The following is a 15,613-nucleotide window of genomic DNA, read 5'->3' as shown; positions in this document are numbered from 1 at the left end:
ACCGCACCGGCGACCACCGCACGACAGCGACCCCCACGGGCCGCCCCCGGACGCCTCGGCACCGCACGCAACACCGCACGCAACGCCACACGCGCCACCGACCGGAAGGACCGCGATTTGACCTCCGCATCGCTCGCCGCCGTCACGGGAGCCGAGGGATTCATCGGCTCCCACCTCACCGAGGCGCTGGTCGCCTCCGGGCACCGGGTGAGGGCCATGGCGCAGTACAACTCCTTCTCCTCCTACGGCTGGCTGGAGACCCTGCATCCCGATGTCCTCGACCACGTCGAGATCGTCCTCGGTGACGTGAGGGACCCCGGCTCCGTGCGCGGTCTCGTCGAAGACGCCGACTGCGTCTACCACCTGGCCGCCCTGATCGCCATCCCGTACTCCTACCAGGCGCCGCACAGCTACGTGGACACCAACGTCACCGGCACCCTCAACGTGCTGGAGGCGGTACGCGCCCTCGGTACCCCCCGCCTCGTGCACACCTCGACCAGCGAGACCTACGGCACCGCGCAGACCGTGCCGATCACCGAGGACCACCCCATCAACACCCAGTCGCCGTACGCCGCTTCGAAGGCGGGCGGGGACCGGCTGGCCGACAGCTACCACGCCAGTTTCGACACCCCTGTGGTGACGCTACGGCCGTTCAACACCTTCGGTCCGCGCCAGTCGATGCGGGCGGTCATCCCCACCGTCATCGGCCAGGTCGCGGCGGGGACGCGCACCATCACCCTCGGCGACCTGCGCCCCACCCGCGACTTCACCTACGTCAAGGACACCGCGCAGGCGTTTCTCGCGGTGGGCACCGCGCCCGCCGACCGGGTCGTGGGCCGGACCTTCAACGCCGGTACCGGCGGCGAGATCTCGGTCGGCGACCTGGTCGCGCTGATCGGCAAGGTGATGGACGCCGCCCTCGACGTCCGCGAGGACGCGCAGCGCATCCGGCCCGCGGGCTCGGAGGTGATGCGGCTGGTCGCTGACGCGACCCGGCTCGGTGAGGCGACCGGCTGGAGCCCCGCCCACGCACTGGAACAGGGTCTCGCGCACACCGTGGAGTTCTTCCGCGACCCGGCCAACCTCGCCCGCTACAAGACCGGCATCTACAACATCTGACCCCGTCCCGGCACATCCCCGTAGGCACATCCCCATATCGGCACATCCCACGAAGGAGGAGTCCCATGCACGCAGTGATCCTGGCGGGAGGCAAGGGCGTGAGGCTGCGGCCCTACACCACCGCGCTGCCCAAGCCGCTCGTGCCCATCGGCGATCAGCACGCCATCCTCGAGATAGTGCTGCGTCAGCTGGCCTCGGCCGGCTTCACCCGCTGCACCATCGCCATAGGTCACTTGGGTGAGATCATCCGCGCCTACGTCGGCGACGGCTCCCAATGGGGTATGGCCGTCGACTACTCCACCGAGGAGAGCCCGCTGGGCACCATGGGCCCGTTGCTCACCATGCGTGAGCGGCTGCCGGAGTCGTTCCTCGTGATGAACGGGGACGTGCTCACCGACCTCGACTTCGCCGACGTCCTCCTGCGGCACCGGAGTTCGGACGCGCCGCTGACGATCGCCACGTACGCGCGCAAGGTGCACATCGACTTCGGGGTGCTGACCACCGACGCGAGCAAGGTCGTCGCGTTCACCGAGAAGCCGAGCATGGACTACCGCGTTTCGATGGGCGTGTACGGGCTGTCGCGGGCGACGCTCGACGGGTACACCCCCGGCCTGCCGCTGGGCTTCGACGAACTCGTGCTGGACCTGTTGCGGACCCAAAATCCCCCGCACGCCTACGATTTCGAGGGGTACTGGCTCGACATCGGACGCCCGGACGACTACGACCGGGCCAACGCCGAGTTCACCACCCGCAAGTCGCTGCTGCTCAAGGGAGCCTGACCCTCGCATGCGCATTCTCGTCCTGGGCTTCACCGGCTATCTGGGCGGCCACGTCGTCGAGCAGTTGCACGCCGCGCCGGGCGTGCGGGTGCTCGGCGGCGGCCGCTCGCCCGCCGCCGAGCTCGGCATCGACCTCGCCACCGTCCGCACGGACCGGCTGGCACAGGCACTGGCGTCGGCGGCGCCTGACGCCGTGATCAACTGCGCCGGCTCGACCGGCGGAGATGCCGTGACGCTCGCCGAGGTCAACTCCCGTGGCCCCGCGGTCCTGTGCGCGGCGCTGCGCGAGGCAGCACCCGCGGCGCGGCTCGTCCATCTCGGCTCGGCCGCCGAGTACGGCCCGGGCACCCCGGACACCAGCGTGACGGAGTCGGCGGCCACCCGTCCCGTCACCCCGTACGGCGCCACCAAGCTCGCCGGCACGATCACCGTCACCGCCTCCGGCCTGGACGCGGTGGTGCTGCGGGTGGGCAACCCGGTGGGGCCCGGGGCGCCGTCGGCCGGGCTGCCCGGCCGGATCGCCGGGCTGCTGCGCGAGGCCGGCCGGGACCCGGACGCGGTGATCGGGCTGGGTGACCTGTCGGCGTACCGCGACTTCGTGGACGTACGCGACGTGGCGCGGGCCGCGGTGTGCGCGGCGACGGCGCCCGGGCCCCTGCCGCGCGTCCTCAACATCGGCGGCGGGAAGGCCGTCCTGGTGCGCGATCTGGTGCGGGCCCTGGCGCACATCGCCGGGTTCCGGGGGCGGATCGAGGAGGACAGCGGCGGATCCGCCCGCTCGGGGGAGGTGTCGTGGCAGTGCTCCGACATCACCGCCGCCGGTGACGCGCTGGGCTGGCGTCCGTCCCGGACCCTCGACGAATCGCTGGCCGCGCTGTGGGCGGCCACCACCGCGGATACGGATGCCGCCCCCCGGCAGGGGGAAGGTGGCCGCGCGTCGTGAGCCTGCTGATTCCGCTGTACGTCCACCCGGGCGAGGACCCGGGCGCCTGGCACCGCCTGATCACGGCGGCGGACCGTACGTACGCGGTCGTGCTCAACCCCGCCAACGGTCCGGGCCCGGGCCCCGACCCGGCGTTCACCGCGGCGGCCGGCGCGCTGCGGGCGGCCGGCGCCCGGCTGCTCGGGTACGTCGACACCGACTACGGTGCGCGCGACCCGGACGAGATCGCGGCCGATGTCGTGCGGCACCGGGAGTGGTACGCGACCCACGGCTGCTTCCTCGACCGGGTGTCCCCGGCCCCGGCCGCGCTGCCCGCCTGCAGACGGCTGGTGGGAACCGTCCGCCGGCTCGGCGCGGCTCCTGTCGTGCTGAACCCGGGCGTCCATCCGGCGCCGGGGTACGCCCGCCTCGCGGATCTGGTCGTCACCTTCGAGGGCCACTGGTCCACGTACGTGTCGGCGTTCAGCAGACCGGCGTGGACCATCCGGCACCCGCCCGAGCGGTTCTGCCACCTCGTGTACGGCGTACCCGAGGCGCTCGTCCCGCTCGCCGTCCGCACCGCGCGTGATCGCGGCGCGGCGGTCGCCGGGCCGGTGACGGGCGAGCTACCCAATCCCTGGTCGGGGTTGACACCCGCCCTGGGCGGGACGGATGCGTGACATCCCGTGGGCCCGGCGGGCACCACGCTTCGACCACGCCAACCGGCCGGGCGGCCACCGAGCAGACCGCAACCCCGGCTGCCTCAAAGGAGTCCTGCCGTTACGTTTGCCATGTCCCTGGGCCGGCGAGTCATCCGTCGGCGAGCGGGTTGGCGGCGAGCAGGTCGGTGTGGTCGAGGCGGCCTCGTCGGGCGTAGTCGATGGGAACGTCGTGGCTGTCGTGGTAGGCGGCGAGACGGATCAGGGCGAGCTGGATGCCCTCGCGGCGGGCGTCATCGCCTGGCTATGGGCCGAGGTTGCTTACGGCGACACGCGCCAGGTTCTCGGTGGCACGGGCCTGGCGCGCCAACGTTTCGTCGTCGCCCCGGGGGACGTCCACCACGCAGGTGATGGAGATCAGAACGTTGTCGACGCGTACGACGGTCTCGGTCATCGCCTGCGACTTTTTGAGCTGGATCACTGTGGTGGCTTCGTCTCCCAGCCCTGCGGGGTGTCCGGTGTATCGAGGTTCGTAGAGTGTTGCGGATTCCGACTCGAACTTCTTCTCTGCCCACTGCACCGCGTTGTACCGGAAGAAGGGTTGGAGCGCCTGCGCTGTGAGCTGTACGTTCGACTCGTCCGGGATCGTTCGTTCGTTGACCCACCAGCACGTGTCGCCGCCGTCCGGCTCGCCGATGATTTCCGGTTCGGGGAGAACGGTCGTGAGAGTGTTCCGGTCAAGTAGTTCGCAGCCCGGTCTGATCGACAGACGCGGCCCGGGGGCGCCCGGCGATTGGCTGAAGGCGGGCAACGTCGTACCGGCCACGAGCAGGAGAAACAGGGAGGGCCCCGACACCAGCACCTTTGAAACGGCAGCAGCCATGAGTGGGTTACGCGGTCGCCGTGCTGGTGCCGGCCGGGTCAGGGATGGCCGATGTCCGGCACGGATGACAAGCCGCTCCTGAAGCCGAGCGTGCCGGAATTGGTAGTGCGCGCCCGATTGCCGCAGGATGCCGCGGCGGTGCGCGTCCTCGAGGAAACCCATGAGGTCCCAGGGGAGTTGCCCGGCGAGCCACGGCCGCACTCTGGCCGCTGTGAAGGTACCCCAGGCGGAGACGCACACAGCGAACACCACCAACGCGGCGATCGAGACGGCGATGGTGACAGCCCAGTCGACAGGGCCGACGGCGCCGTGCCCCGCGTTGGACTCCCAGGTCGCCAGGGCGACGACGGGGGCCAGCATGGGCACGGCGGCCCTCAGGTAGGGGACGCCTCCCGCCCACAGGTTTCCCAGTCCGAGGGAGGCCACAGTCGCTCTGCGGTCCTGGCGCAGCACCCATCTTGGGCTGCGCCCGACGGCCAGGGGGACGGCGGGATGCAGCATGGAGCTCAGCGCAGCGGCGTAGAGCACCAGCACCAGCACCCGGACGACGCCGACGTCGATCAGCCAAAGGCTGCACGTCAGGACCCAGGCGAACCCTGCCATGGCACCCAGCAGGAAGCGGCCGATCGATGCAGGGCGCTGGAAGTGGTGGGGCAAGGGCAGCTGTCCGCGCGACCCGAGCGCCACTTCGGCCACCGACAGGAGGCCCATGAGCCCCACCGGAATCCACACCGGCAGACCGAAGATCCATGAAGTCTCCGTGTCGTCGAACAGCCACCGCACGACGGTGACGGACGCGGCGAGTGCCAACGCCGCCCCCAGCGTCCGCAGGACGCCCGCAGCTGGCCGACTGAGCTGCCACCACGCCAGGTCCTGGGTGTCCAGGGCATCGAGCCGCTGAGCGAGGAACACCAGCCACCGCGTTGCCTGCTCCGGCTGGTCGGAGACCGCCGGGATGAGCTGGTCCAGCAGGTGGTCCTCGATCGACGCTTCGGTGGGGAAACCGACGCCGTCCAGGAGTTCGGACGGGTCACGAGCTGTCTCGCTGTAAGCGGTGCGGGCCAGCGAGGCCATGAGTGGTGTCGTCAGGATGTTTCGCAGCCGCTCGACGTGTACGTCGCCGACGCCCTCGCGCAGCGGGACGAACACCCGGTCCCACTTGGTGGACACCAGGTCACCGGTGACCACCTTGCGCGTGGTTCGGCGCAGATGTTCGGCCACTTCGTCCAGGCTCAGGGGCAGCAGGCGGACAGCCGCGGTGGCGGGCAGCAGGAAGCCTGCCGAGGCAACGGCGGCGTCGAACTCGTAGACCCGGCTGGTGACGACGATGGGGTCCGCATGTCCGAGTGCAGCGCGCAGTCGCCGAATGGCGTCGGGGCGGGCCTCGGAACGGATCTCATCGAAGCCGTCGAGAACCGGCAACAGCCTTCCGGTGCACAGAAGTTCGGCAGCGAGGGTGGTCCCCTGGGCGGTGCGGGTCGCCAGCCAGGAATGGTCGAGCATCAGCCGCGCTGCCGCCCAGGACTCCAGGTCCTGGGCGATCGGATCCCAGGATGCCAGCGGAAGGATCACCGGGATGCGGTCGCCGGGCTTGGCCCGACGGACTTGGTCCAGCGCGAACCGCAGAGCGAGTACGGACTTGCCGGCGCCCGGGCCACCGACCAAAAGCAGCCTGCCGGAAGGCACCCGGGCGTATGTCTCAGCGACGGAAGCGAAGTCGCCCGAGAGGTCCAAGGGCGTGTCGCACCCGGCGTCCCCGCGCACGCTCGACCAGTGGTCGGATAACCGGTCCTCAGTGATCCATCGCACCGGCAGCGGACTGGGATGCTGCACCTTGCGCAGCCTCTCCTCAGCCTCCCACTGCGAGCGCAGGGCGCTGGCGAGTTGCTGCGCTGTGCGGTCCAGCCGCCGGTCATGACGGCGCATGAGCGCGGGGCTGTTCAGCAGCCGGATCTGCTGCCAGCGCCAGTAGCGGCGCCGCGTCAGAGCAACCGCCATGGTCAGTACGCCCAAGCCCGCCAGCAGCAGTACGAATCCTATGAGGCTGCCATTCGGATTCTCCCGACCGGACAGCGCCGCGACGACGAGTGCCGCGCCGGCGCAGAGCAGGAGCGACGGCCCTTCGAACACCCGGAGAGCATGGACCGTGCCCCCGGAAGGGCCATGCTCGTCGCTGGTCGCCGAGCCGGACGGGGTGACGTAGAGATTCCCTCCCGCGATGTAGACCTGGGCGTTGTCATGAGCGTGCGCTTCGATCTCGACACGGGTCGGGTCCGGGTCGCGGGAGGGTGTGTTCATGCGCCCGTGATGTGCTGGTCTCCGCCCGCCATGTACACACGGGAGTTGTCACGCGCCTCGACCCTCATGACGACCGACCGGACCTGGGCCTGTTCGTTCTCCGGGAGAGCCGGGGTGAGATGCTCGTCGAGCAGTTGTCGGAGCTCGGCGGCGAGACCAGGGTTGTCGCGGAAGAGTTCCTGCAGACGCAGCCGCCAGGCACCCGCCAGGGCCTGCTCGGTGTCCGCGTCCCCGGCCTCCCGGGCCGCGAGCACCTGAGCACGGAGGTTGTCCAGTTCGGCGTCGATGCCGTCGGCGCGCCCGGGCTGTATCCGACGCCACAGGTCGACCGTCGCGGTCCGGGCCTGCTGCCAGACGTCCGTGGCCATGGCGCCCACGAGTGCGGTTCCTGCTGCCAGCACGATCGGGTCCACCGTACGCCCCCTGTCGGACCATGGTTCATGGCATGTCTGTGTCACTGATTCCGTCATCACTGTACGTTCCGTCCCCGCAAGGACTCTGAACCTCAATCAGTTCGTGATCCGCCGACGAACGTCGGACGATCGTGTCCTCTCTGAGGGACGTGATGAGCGCATGCCGGCTGCGGCCGGACGCCCGCTCCGGGCCGTCGCGCACCAGACTTGCCTCCCGGTCGAGGAGGAAGGCCCGCACCCACCGGTGCGCACGCTCACCCCCAGCTTGGTGGCCTTGCCCTCATACCGCTGCAGCCTGGAGACCGGCGGCCCGCTCACGAACCGGACCCAGCTCCTCATCGGTTCGCTGGGCCAGGACGATCGATGCCTACGCCCGAGGGCTGGCGGAGTACCTGGACTTGTGCGAGCGGGAGAGCGGGGACCCGATGCGGGCCACGCGGGCTCATGTTGCTCTCAGCACCGGATGGCCTGCGCCCGCTGCGACTTCTGCACCCCCAAGGGCTCGAGCAAGGCCCAACTCATCGAAGCCAAGGAGAACTTGCAGCACATGCTCGCTTCCATCCCGTTGACCGAAGATGAACGTGCCGCGGTCGACGACGGTCAAACCGCCATCGACGCGCTCCTGGACCGGCACACCGAGATCCCCACCCCTGCAGGCCCCACACCACGGGAGCTCGGCCTCCCCGCCACCGTCACCATGCTGCCCATCGTGGAGGTCCGCCAATGCCAACACCATCGCCGCCACCTGCCCGAGGCTGCCGGGCATGCCGTGCGGCTCGTCGTAGATGTAACGCACCCCCAGGTCCGTGCCTGGGCATCGGCGAGCGTAATGACCCGATCCTTCTCGCCGGCCAGTTGATGCGGGCCGACGTCATCGACGTTGTGCATGCCCCAGCGCGCCGTGTGGCCGGGGCACTTCACGTCACCACGGACGGTGCGAGTCAACGGGCCGCGGGCTGTGCCGGCAGGTTGAAGATGTGCTGCGGTGTGACGATCTTCGTGATCGCGTCGCCGAAGAGTGTGCTGGGTTCGGTGTTGTCGTGGTTGATGTCGGTGTTCAGCAGGACGACGAGGGTCGCCTGGGCCGAGGGAAGGTAGATGGTCAGGGATTCGTAGCCGGGCAGGGAGCCGTTGTGCCCGATCCAGCCCTGGACGTTGAAAATGCCAAGACCGTACCCGGCGCCCGGGATCGTGGTCGGAGGCGTGATGAGCCGCTGCTTCTGGGTGGCGGGACTGATCAGGGTGTCGCCGTTGGGCAGGATGCCGGTGGCGACCGTGCGTGCCCATACCCGCAGATCCTGAAGGTCGGAGATGGTCGCGCCCGCCGCCCAGGCCCAGGAAGGGTTCCAGTCGGCCGTCTCCTCGACCTTCCCGCTCGCGGTCTGGTCCGTGTATCCCTGCGCGTGCGGGGTGGGGAACTCCGCGTCGGTGGGGAAGAGGGTGTGGTCCAGGCCGGCCGGTGCGAGGACGTTCTTGTGGAGGTAGTCCTCGATCGGCAGGCCGCTGATCTTCTCCACGACCAGACCGAGCAGGATGAGGTTGGTGTTGCAGTAGTCGAACTTCTCGCCCGGCGGGAAGAGCACGGGGTGCTTGAAGGAGTAGTCGAGCAACTGCTGCGGGGTGAACGGCCGCTGCGGGTCGGACGTCAGGGCGGTGAAGAACCCCGAGTCCTCGGTGTAGTTGAACAGCCCGCTGCGCATCCCGGCGAGTTCGCGCAGCGTGATCCTGTCTCCGCCCGGCACGCCGTCGACGTACTTGCCGATCGGATCGTCCAGGCCCACCTTGCCCTGGTCGACCAGCGTCAGCAGCGCCGTCACGGTGAAGGTCTTGGTCTCACTGCCGATGCGCATGTACAGATCCGGCGACATCTTCCGGCCGCTGCTCTTGTCCGCGACCCCGAACGACCGAACGTAGCTTCCCTGGCCGGGTGTCCACAGTCCGACGGTCACCCCGGGTACGTTCGCCTCCCGCATGACCTGCCGGACGGCCTCGTCGAGTTCCTGGGTCACGGCAGGCGTGAGCGTGCGAAAACCGTCCGCGGTCGAGTCGGACGGCGGAGGCGGCTCGGTGGCAGTGCCCGCGGCGGGAACGGACACGGGCGCCGCGACGGCGGTACCGCTCGCGACCGGCGCCATGACCATGCCCACCGCCAACGCGGTGGCGGCCCCCCTGCGTCTGCGTCTGCGTCTGCACGAATGCGTCATGGACCGACTCCCAGCGCATGAGGTCAAAGCCCGCGCGGTCGTCGTGAGCGAGAGCGGGGCGGGGCATGGGGTCCGCCCGCGGGCAATGCCGTCCTCAAGGCCGTGCGGGACACGAGCATCCGGCTCCGGCAGACGGCGTACGCGGGGGATGTCTCTGTCGCTTGGGGCCGGATCGCCGGACAGGGCGCGAATTGCGGCCGGCCGCAGGCCGCGGCCATGCCGTCGGACTCGGGCCTCAAGGCTCTACCTCACCAGCATAGGAGCGCCCGCGCATTGCCGCCCGTCGGACGGCGCGGCCCGGAACGGCGGGGTTCGGGCACCGTTCCGTGGTGGGTGGTGGAGGGGGGTGACGGGCGGGAAGCCGGTGCGGCCGGTGCGGCATTGGCTGATGCCGGGCACTGGATCCGGATTTCCCGGTGAAGGAGCCGCTCCCGGGTCGGCGTCCACGCCCGCGTCCTTGCGCTGCGGAGGTACGGCGGCCGACGACGCCGCGCTGGGGCGCGTGGCCTCGTTCACACCCTCGAAGGGCACGGTCTGCGTCTGCCCGCGTGCACGATCACCGGTCTCCCCCCGGCACCGGCGGGCTGCTCAACGTGCCGATGGAGCAGTCCAGGACGGTGCGCGCGGCGGGGCCGCGGGGGCCGTGGGAGTCACGGTAACTGGCACACGGTGAGGTGCCGCCGCCGGGCGGGCGCCCGAAGGCGGGGCGGGTCGGCCGCCGTGGGGGCGGCCTGCGAGCGTGCGGGGGCGGCCGGGTGTGCGCGGGCGGAGTGCGGCTGCTGCTCTCGGACGACGTCCTTCAGTGCCTGGCCGAAGGCGGCGATGTCGTGCGCGGTGCTGTCGTGGTGGAGGGATGCGCGCAGCGCGGTACCGCCGCCGGTGCCGCGCGGGGGCAGGTGGAGCGGGGTTTCCTCCGCGACGGTCTTCCACACGATGACGCCCCGGGCGGCGAGTTGACGGCGGATGAGCGCGGCGGGCAGTTCGTGGTGGCGGAAGGCGAAGATGGCGGACTGGATGGGGCCGGGGGCGATCAGTTCGGTGCCGGGTGTCTCCTCGAACGCGGCGCGCAGGGCCGGCAGCAGCCCGAGGCCCTCGCCTGCGGTGGCCGTCGCCGTGCGGTGGCCGAGGGCCGCGTTCAGGCCCGCGACGGCGGCGGTCTCCGGCGGGGGGCAGTGCGGGGTGGCTGCCTCGAGTGCGCCGCGCAACCGGGGGGCCAGGGAGGCACATCCGACGGAGTACGGGCCGCACAGGAACCTCCAGCCGTCCCCGGTCAGCAGATGGCATCCGATCCGTGCGGCGTCGAGGGGGAGTTGGCCGACGGCTCCCCCCACAACTCCTCGACCAGCGCGGACAGGGGAACCACTTGGTCCGCGTGCAGCGCCAGCACCTGCCGGGGCTCCGGCGCGCTCGGAGTGATCGACACCCCGTTCTCCCTCACATCCAGTGCACCCAGCAGCCCGATGTCCACGCCGTCTCCCCTCATCGGTGTACGCCACCCGGCCCCCGATTAAAAAACAGCACGGACGGTTTGCTAATGAGAACCAAGACCTTCGCGAACACCCCGAAGACGGGAGCTCACCGGCCCGCACCCAAGTCGTCGGGACGACAGGAGGCCCGCAAAGCAGACTTTAAGGTCCGTTATGGAGAGGTTCATGGGTACTGCCGAAGGTGGCCGTGCTTGCAAAAGGGCAGACCCGCGACGCAGCTGAACAGGGAACTAGACCACCGCGGATCTAAGCTCAGCGCATGGCCAAGTACTTCGACGTGCATCCGGAGAACCCGCAGCAACGCATCATCAGCCAGGTGGCCGAGATGATCCGTGCCGGAGGTCTCGTCAGCTATCCGACCGACTCCTGCTTCGCACTCGGGTGCCAGATCGGCAACCGGGATAGTCTCGAGCGGATCCGCTCGATTCGGCAGCTCGACGACCGGCACCACTTCACACTGATGTGCCAGGACTTCGCGCAGCTCGGCCATTTCGTACGGATCGACAACGCGGCGTTTCGCGCGATCAAAGCCACTACGCCCGGCAGTTACACGTTCATTCTTCCGGCGACGAAGGAGGCGCCGCGCAGGTTGCTGCACCCGAAGAAGAAAACCGTCGGGGTCCGGATTCCCGACCATGTCGTCGCCCAGGCACTTCTCGCCGAACTCGGCGAGCCGTTGCTGTCCAGCACTCTGCTGCTCCCCGACGAGGAGAAGCCGCTCACCCAGGGATGGGAGATCAAGGAGCGACTCGATCACGTGGTGGACGCGGTCATCGACTCCGGTGAATGCGGCACCGAACCGACAACCGTCGTCGACTTCTCTCAGGGGGAACCCGAAGTCGTACGCCGAGGAGCGGGAGACCCCGCCCGGTTCGCCTAAGCCCCGTCGTCACCTAGCTCGTGAACCAAGAGCGTACAGGTCGCATATCAGATCAAGACATTGCTGACGCTCGGGCCGGCAACGAGGCGGTGCGTCGTAAGCCGGTTGATGGCTGTGGAAGCCCTGGGTAGCGCACGCTTCCCGGATTGACGCTGCGCCGTCCGGCGACGGTGCGGTCGAACTGCAGGTGGGTGTGCCCGGTGGCGATCACCTACTCCTCGACGTCCGCCGCCAGTGCGGCGAAGCGCTCGGCGGGAGTGGCGGGCGTGACCAATTCCGTGTCGCTGCGCGGCGATCCGCGGCAGAAGCGCACCGGCCCCAGGCCGATGACGTCCACCACCACGCTGAAGGGGATGCCGGCTACGAACTCGACACTCGTGTCCAAGTGCTGCCGCGGCACCCGCGCCTCCCGTGCGGTGCTCGGCCGCCGGGGGCCGCGGCGCACGTCCTGACCGCGCGTTCACCGTTGCCCCGCACGAAGAGGGCCCGCGGCAGCCCGGTCATCAGCGCCACCCTGCGGTCCGGTTCGGCGCCCCAGGTCAGGTCGCCGCAGGAGACAACCAGATCGACGTCGGCCTCTTCTGTCTCCGCCAGGACCGCGGTCGGCGCCGCCACGTTCGCATGCATGTCGGAGACGACCGCAACTTTCCCTACAGGCCCGTACCGGCGCGCCGACGGCCCCTCCCATGTCCATGGGACGGACGACGTTCGGGCCGTCGTGCCCCGCATTGGTTGACCTCACCGGTTCACCAACTTAGCCTCCATCTTCATACATGGATACCATCTACATATGAGGACGCATTCCATGACACGGTTCAGTGCGGAGGCCGAGAGCATGAGCCAGCCGACCATCACGGCGTTCTCCGTCTACCCGGTCGCCGGCCGGGACAGCATGGAGCTGAACCTCTCCGGCGTGCACGGCCCCTACTTCACCCGCAACGTGGTCGTACTGAAGGACTCCGAGGGTCGTACCGGTCTGGGCGAAGTCCCGGGCGGTGAGGCGATCGCCCGGACGCTGCGGGACGCCGAGTCCCTCGTCCTCGGGGCGAGGGTGGGCGACTACAAGCGCGTCCTGCGGGAGATCGGCGACCGCTTCGCCGACCGGGACTCGGGCGGACGCGGCGCCCAGACCTTCGACCTGCGGACCACCGTCCACGCCGTCACCGCCGTCGAGTCGGCGCTGCTCGACCTCCTGGGGCAGCATCTCGAGGTTCCCGTCGCGGCGCTTCTGGGCGACGGACAGCAGCGGACCTCCGTACGGTTCCTCGGATATCTGTTCTACATCGGTGACCCCGACCGCACCGACCTGGAGTACGTCCGTGAACCCGACGCGACCGCGGACTGGCACCGTATACGGCACGAGGAGGCCCTGACCCCCGAGGCGATCGTCCAGCAGGCCGAGGCCGCCTACGAGCTCTACGGCTTCCGCGACTTCAAGCTCAAGGGGGGTGTCCTGGAGGGCGTGGAGGAGGTCCAAGCCGTGCGGGCGCTGAAGGACCGCTTCCCCGAGGCGCGGATCACCCTCGATCCGAACGGCGCGTGGTCGCTGCGCGAGGCGATCGAGCTGTGTACGCCCCTGGTCGGGACGCTCGCCTATGCCGAGGACCCCTGCGGGGCGGAAGGCGGCTACTCCGGGCGGGAGATCCTGGCCGAGTTCCGCCGCGCCACGGGTCTGCCGACCGCGACCAACATGATCGCCACCGACTGGCGGCAGTTGACCCACGCCCTGGCCCTGCAGTCGGTGTCCATCCCGCTCGCCGATCCGCACTTCTGGACCATGCAGGGCTCGGTGCGGGTGGCTCAGTTGTGCGAGGCGATGGGTCTGACCTGGGGCTGTCACTCGAACAATCACTTCGACATCTCACTGGCCATGGTGACCCACTGCGGGGCCGCGGCCCCGGGCGCCTACAACGCCCTGGACACGCACTGGATCTGGCAGGAAGGCCTGGAGCGACTCACCACCGCTCCGCCGCGCATCGTCGACGGCGAGATCGCTGTCCCCGACGCCCCCGGCCTGGGAGTCCAACTCGACATGGACCGGCTCCTCGCGGCCCACGAGCTCTACCGGGAGAAGGCGTTGGGGGCGCGTGACGACGCCATCGGGATGCGCTACCTCGTCCCCGGCTGGAAGTTCGACGGCAAGCGGCCCTGCCTTGTCCGTTAGTCAGGGAGCGGCGGTTCGGAGCCAACCGTTGCCAATTCACCCTTTCGGGGGAGGACTTCGGCCTGACAGACTCCGGAGGGTGCCAGACTTCGACATGCTCGTCATCGGTTCCGGCCCGGGCGGCCAGAAGGCCGCCATCGCCGCGGCCAAGCTCGGCCGCCGGGTCGCCGTCGTCGACCGCCCCGACATGGTCGGTGGGGTCTCCATCCACACCGGGACCATCCCCTCCAAGACGCTGCGCGAGGCGGTCCTCTATCTCACCGGCCTCACTCAGCGCGATCTGTACGGTCAGAGCTACCGCCTCAAGGAGGACATCACCGTCGCCGACCTGACCGCGCGCACCCAGCACGTGGTCAGCCGCGAGGTCGACGTCATCCGCAGTCAGCTGTCCCGCAACCACGTCTCCCTCTTCGCCGGCACCGGCCGCTTCGTGGACGACCACACCGTCGCCCTGTCCGAAGTGAACGGCCACGAAAGGCTGTTGAGCGCCGAGCACATCGTCATCGCCACCGGCACCCGACCGGCGCGGCCGGCGACCGTCGAGTTCGACGGACGGACGATCATGGACTCGGACAACGTGCTCAATCTCGAGCGGGTGCCGCGTTCCATGGTCATCGTCGGGGCCGGCGTGATCGGCATGGAGTACGCCTCCATGTTCGCCGCCCTCGGCAGCAAGATCACGGTGGTCGAGAAGCGGTCCGGGATGCTCGACTTCTGCGATGTCGAGGTGATCGAGTCGCTGAAGTACCACCTGCGGGACCTGGCAGTCACCTTCCGCTTCGGAGAGACCGTCGCCGCGGTCGAACGTCATCCCCGGGGCACCCTCACCATCCTGGAGAGCGGCAAGAAGATCCCCGCGGACGCCGTGATGTACTCCGCGGGCCGGCAGGGCCTCACCGACGAACTCGACCTGGACAAGGCCGGCTTGTCCGCCGACCCGCGCGGCCGCATCAAGGTCGACGAGCACTACCGCACCGAGGTGCCGCACATCTACGCCGTCGGGGACGTCATCGGCTTCCCGGCACTGGCGGCGACCTCGATGGAGCAGGGGCGTACGGCGGCGTACCACGCCTTCGGCGAGCCGGTGCACCCGATGCACGACCTCCAGCCGATCGGCATCTACACCATCCCGGAAATCAGCTTCATCGGGCGGACCGAGGACCAGCTCACCGAGGCGTGCGTGCCCTTCGAGGTCGGTATCTCCCGCTACCGCGAACTGGCCCGGGGGCAGATCATCGGCGACTCGCACGGCATGCTCAAGCTGTTGGTCTCCCCGGAGGACCGCAAACTGCTCGGCGTGCACTGCTTCGGAACCGGGGCCACCGAGCTGATCCACATCGGTCAGTCGGTGATGGGCTGTGGCGGCACGGTCGACTACCTGGTCGACGCGGTGTTCAACTACCCGACGCTCGCCGAGTCCTACAAGGTCGCCGCCCTGGATGCGACCAACAAGATCCGCCAGATCGACCGGCTCAGGGACTGACCGCGACGACGCGGCCGTCCTACGGCTCGCTGCGGGAGCGCGGTCGCCCTGGTGGAGATGGCCGGTAGTCGGCCTGACGATCGCTGCCCGTCAGCCCGCCGTCTGCGGAGGGCTGACGGGGGTGGCAACGCCGCTACTTCAGCAGGCGGATGGAGTGCTCCTCCACGTACTCCTTCAAGCCCGCCGTGCCGAACTCACGCCCGATGCCGCTCTGCTTGACGCCGCCGAAGGACATGCGCAGGTCGAGGGCCGGCACGCATCGATCCTGACGCCTCGCGCGCCGAGCAGCTCGTCAACCTCCACCGCATCTACCCGCCGGACA

General features: G+C 69.6%; 16 protein-coding genes. 8 read left to right on the top strand and 8 right to left on the bottom strand.

Going from position 1 to position 15,613, the window contains the following annotated elements; all coding sequences use genetic code 11:
- Positions 1-117: 117 nt before the first annotated feature.
- The 4 genes from ACX28W_RS30085 to ACX28W_RS30070 all read left to right on the top strand — a co-directional run bounded on the left by ACX28W_RS30085 (position 118) and on the right by ACX28W_RS30070 (position 3,500).
- Positions 118-1,119: an SDR family NAD(P)-dependent oxidoreductase gene (locus ACX28W_RS30085; protein ID WP_459002891.1), complete on the top strand. Its 1,002-nt coding sequence runs from the start codon at positions 118-120 to the stop codon at positions 1,117-1,119.
- A gap of 65 nt (positions 1,120-1,184) precedes the next feature.
- Positions 1,185-1,898 (top strand): nucleotidyltransferase family protein, encoded by a 714-nt coding sequence (locus ACX28W_RS30080; protein ID WP_459002890.1) that lies wholly within the window; start codon positions 1,185-1,187, stop codon positions 1,896-1,898.
- A gap of 7 nt (positions 1,899-1,905) precedes the next feature.
- The gene (locus ACX28W_RS30075; RefSeq protein ID WP_459002889.1) at positions 1,906-2,841 is read left to right on the top strand and encodes an NAD-dependent epimerase/dehydratase family protein; all 936 of its coding nucleotides are present in this window, start codon (positions 1,906-1,908) and stop codon (positions 2,839-2,841) included.
- Positions 2,838-3,500, top strand: coding sequence for a spherulation-specific family 4 protein (locus tag ACX28W_RS30070; RefSeq protein ID WP_459002888.1), 663 nt, complete (start codon positions 2,838-2,840; stop codon positions 3,498-3,500). Before ACX28W_RS30075 ends, ACX28W_RS30070 begins: the two co-directional genes overlap by 4 nt.
- A 283-nt stretch (positions 3,501-3,783) precedes the next feature.
- On the opposite strand, the gene ACX28W_RS30065 is transcribed toward ACX28W_RS30070, so the two are convergent.
- Positions 3,784-6,660, bottom strand: a complete 2,877-nt coding sequence (locus ACX28W_RS30065; protein WP_459002887.1) for an NACHT domain-containing protein — start codon at positions 6,658-6,660, stop codon at positions 3,784-3,786.
- Positions 6,657-7,061, bottom strand: a complete 405-nt coding sequence (locus ACX28W_RS30060; RefSeq protein WP_459002886.1) for a hypothetical protein — start codon at positions 7,059-7,061, stop codon at positions 6,657-6,659. Before ACX28W_RS30060 ends, ACX28W_RS30065 begins: the two co-directional genes overlap by 4 nt.
- A 559-nt stretch (positions 7,062-7,620) precedes the next feature.
- Between ACX28W_RS30060 and ACX28W_RS30055 the strand changes: the two genes are divergently transcribed.
- Positions 7,621-7,932: a hypothetical protein gene (locus tag ACX28W_RS30055; RefSeq protein WP_459002885.1), complete on the top strand. Its 312-nt coding sequence runs from the start codon at positions 7,621-7,623 to the stop codon at positions 7,930-7,932.
- A gap of 82 nt (positions 7,933-8,014) precedes the next feature.
- Here ACX28W_RS30055 and ACX28W_RS30050 read toward each other — a convergent pair whose 3' ends face one another.
- The 3 genes from ACX28W_RS30050 to ACX28W_RS30040 all read right to left on the bottom strand — a co-directional run bounded on the left by ACX28W_RS30050 (position 8,015) and on the right by ACX28W_RS30040 (position 10,760).
- The gene (locus ACX28W_RS30050; protein ID WP_459002884.1) at positions 8,015-9,277 is read right to left on the bottom strand and encodes a serine hydrolase domain-containing protein; all 1,263 of its coding nucleotides are present in this window, start codon (positions 9,275-9,277) and stop codon (positions 8,015-8,017) included.
- Positions 9,278-9,927: 650 nt separating this feature from the next.
- On the bottom strand, positions 9,928-10,608 hold the full coding sequence (locus ACX28W_RS30045; protein ID WP_459002883.1) for an aminotransferase class V-fold PLP-dependent enzyme: 681 nt from the start codon (positions 10,606-10,608) through the stop codon (positions 9,928-9,930).
- Complete coding sequence (locus ACX28W_RS30040) at positions 10,548-10,760, bottom strand: AfsR/SARP family transcriptional regulator (protein WP_459002952.1); 213 nt, start codon at positions 10,758-10,760, stop codon at positions 10,548-10,550. Before ACX28W_RS30040 ends, ACX28W_RS30045 begins: the two co-directional genes overlap by 61 nt.
- Before the next feature lie 263 nt (positions 10,761-11,023).
- Here ACX28W_RS30040 and ACX28W_RS30035 point away from each other — a divergent pair, with 263 nt between their 5' ends.
- Positions 11,024-11,644, top strand: coding sequence for an L-threonylcarbamoyladenylate synthase (locus ACX28W_RS30035; protein WP_459002882.1), 621 nt, complete (start codon positions 11,024-11,026; stop codon positions 11,642-11,644).
- A 211-nt stretch (positions 11,645-11,855) separates the two neighbouring features.
- Here the strand turns inward: ACX28W_RS30035 and ACX28W_RS30030 are convergent, their stop codons facing one another.
- Both ACX28W_RS30030 and ACX28W_RS30025 read right to left on the bottom strand, forming a co-directional pair.
- Positions 11,856-12,044, bottom strand: coding sequence for a hypothetical protein (locus ACX28W_RS30030; RefSeq protein ID WP_459002950.1), 189 nt, complete (start codon positions 12,042-12,044; stop codon positions 11,856-11,858).
- A complete protein-coding gene (locus ACX28W_RS30025) occupies positions 12,005-12,373 on the bottom strand; it encodes a metallophosphoesterase family protein (protein WP_459002881.1) in 369 nt (122 codons plus the stop codon). Before ACX28W_RS30025 ends, ACX28W_RS30030 begins: the two co-directional genes overlap by 40 nt.
- Before the next feature lie 106 nt (positions 12,374-12,479).
- Between ACX28W_RS30025 and ACX28W_RS30020 the strand changes: the two genes are divergently transcribed.
- On the top strand, positions 12,480-13,808 hold the full coding sequence (locus ACX28W_RS30020; RefSeq protein ID WP_459002948.1) for an enolase C-terminal domain-like protein: 1,329 nt from the start codon (positions 12,480-12,482) through the stop codon (positions 13,806-13,808).
- A 79-nt stretch (positions 13,809-13,887) separates the two neighbouring features.
- Positions 13,888-15,291 (top strand): Si-specific NAD(P)(+) transhydrogenase, encoded by a 1,404-nt coding sequence (gene sthA / locus ACX28W_RS30015; RefSeq protein ID WP_459002880.1) that lies wholly within the window; start codon positions 13,888-13,890, stop codon positions 15,289-15,291.
- 133 nt (positions 15,292-15,424) lie between these two features.
- Here sthA and ACX28W_RS30010 read toward each other — a convergent pair whose 3' ends face one another.
- On the bottom strand, positions 15,425-15,547 hold the full coding sequence (locus tag ACX28W_RS30010; protein ID WP_459002879.1) for an aldehyde dehydrogenase family protein: 123 nt from the start codon (positions 15,545-15,547) through the stop codon (positions 15,425-15,427).
- Between the last annotated feature and the right edge of the window lie 66 nt (positions 15,548-15,613).

Source organism: Streptomyces sp. SD15 (assembly GCF_054462255.1).
This window is presented reverse-complemented; position numbering and strand designations above follow the sequence as displayed.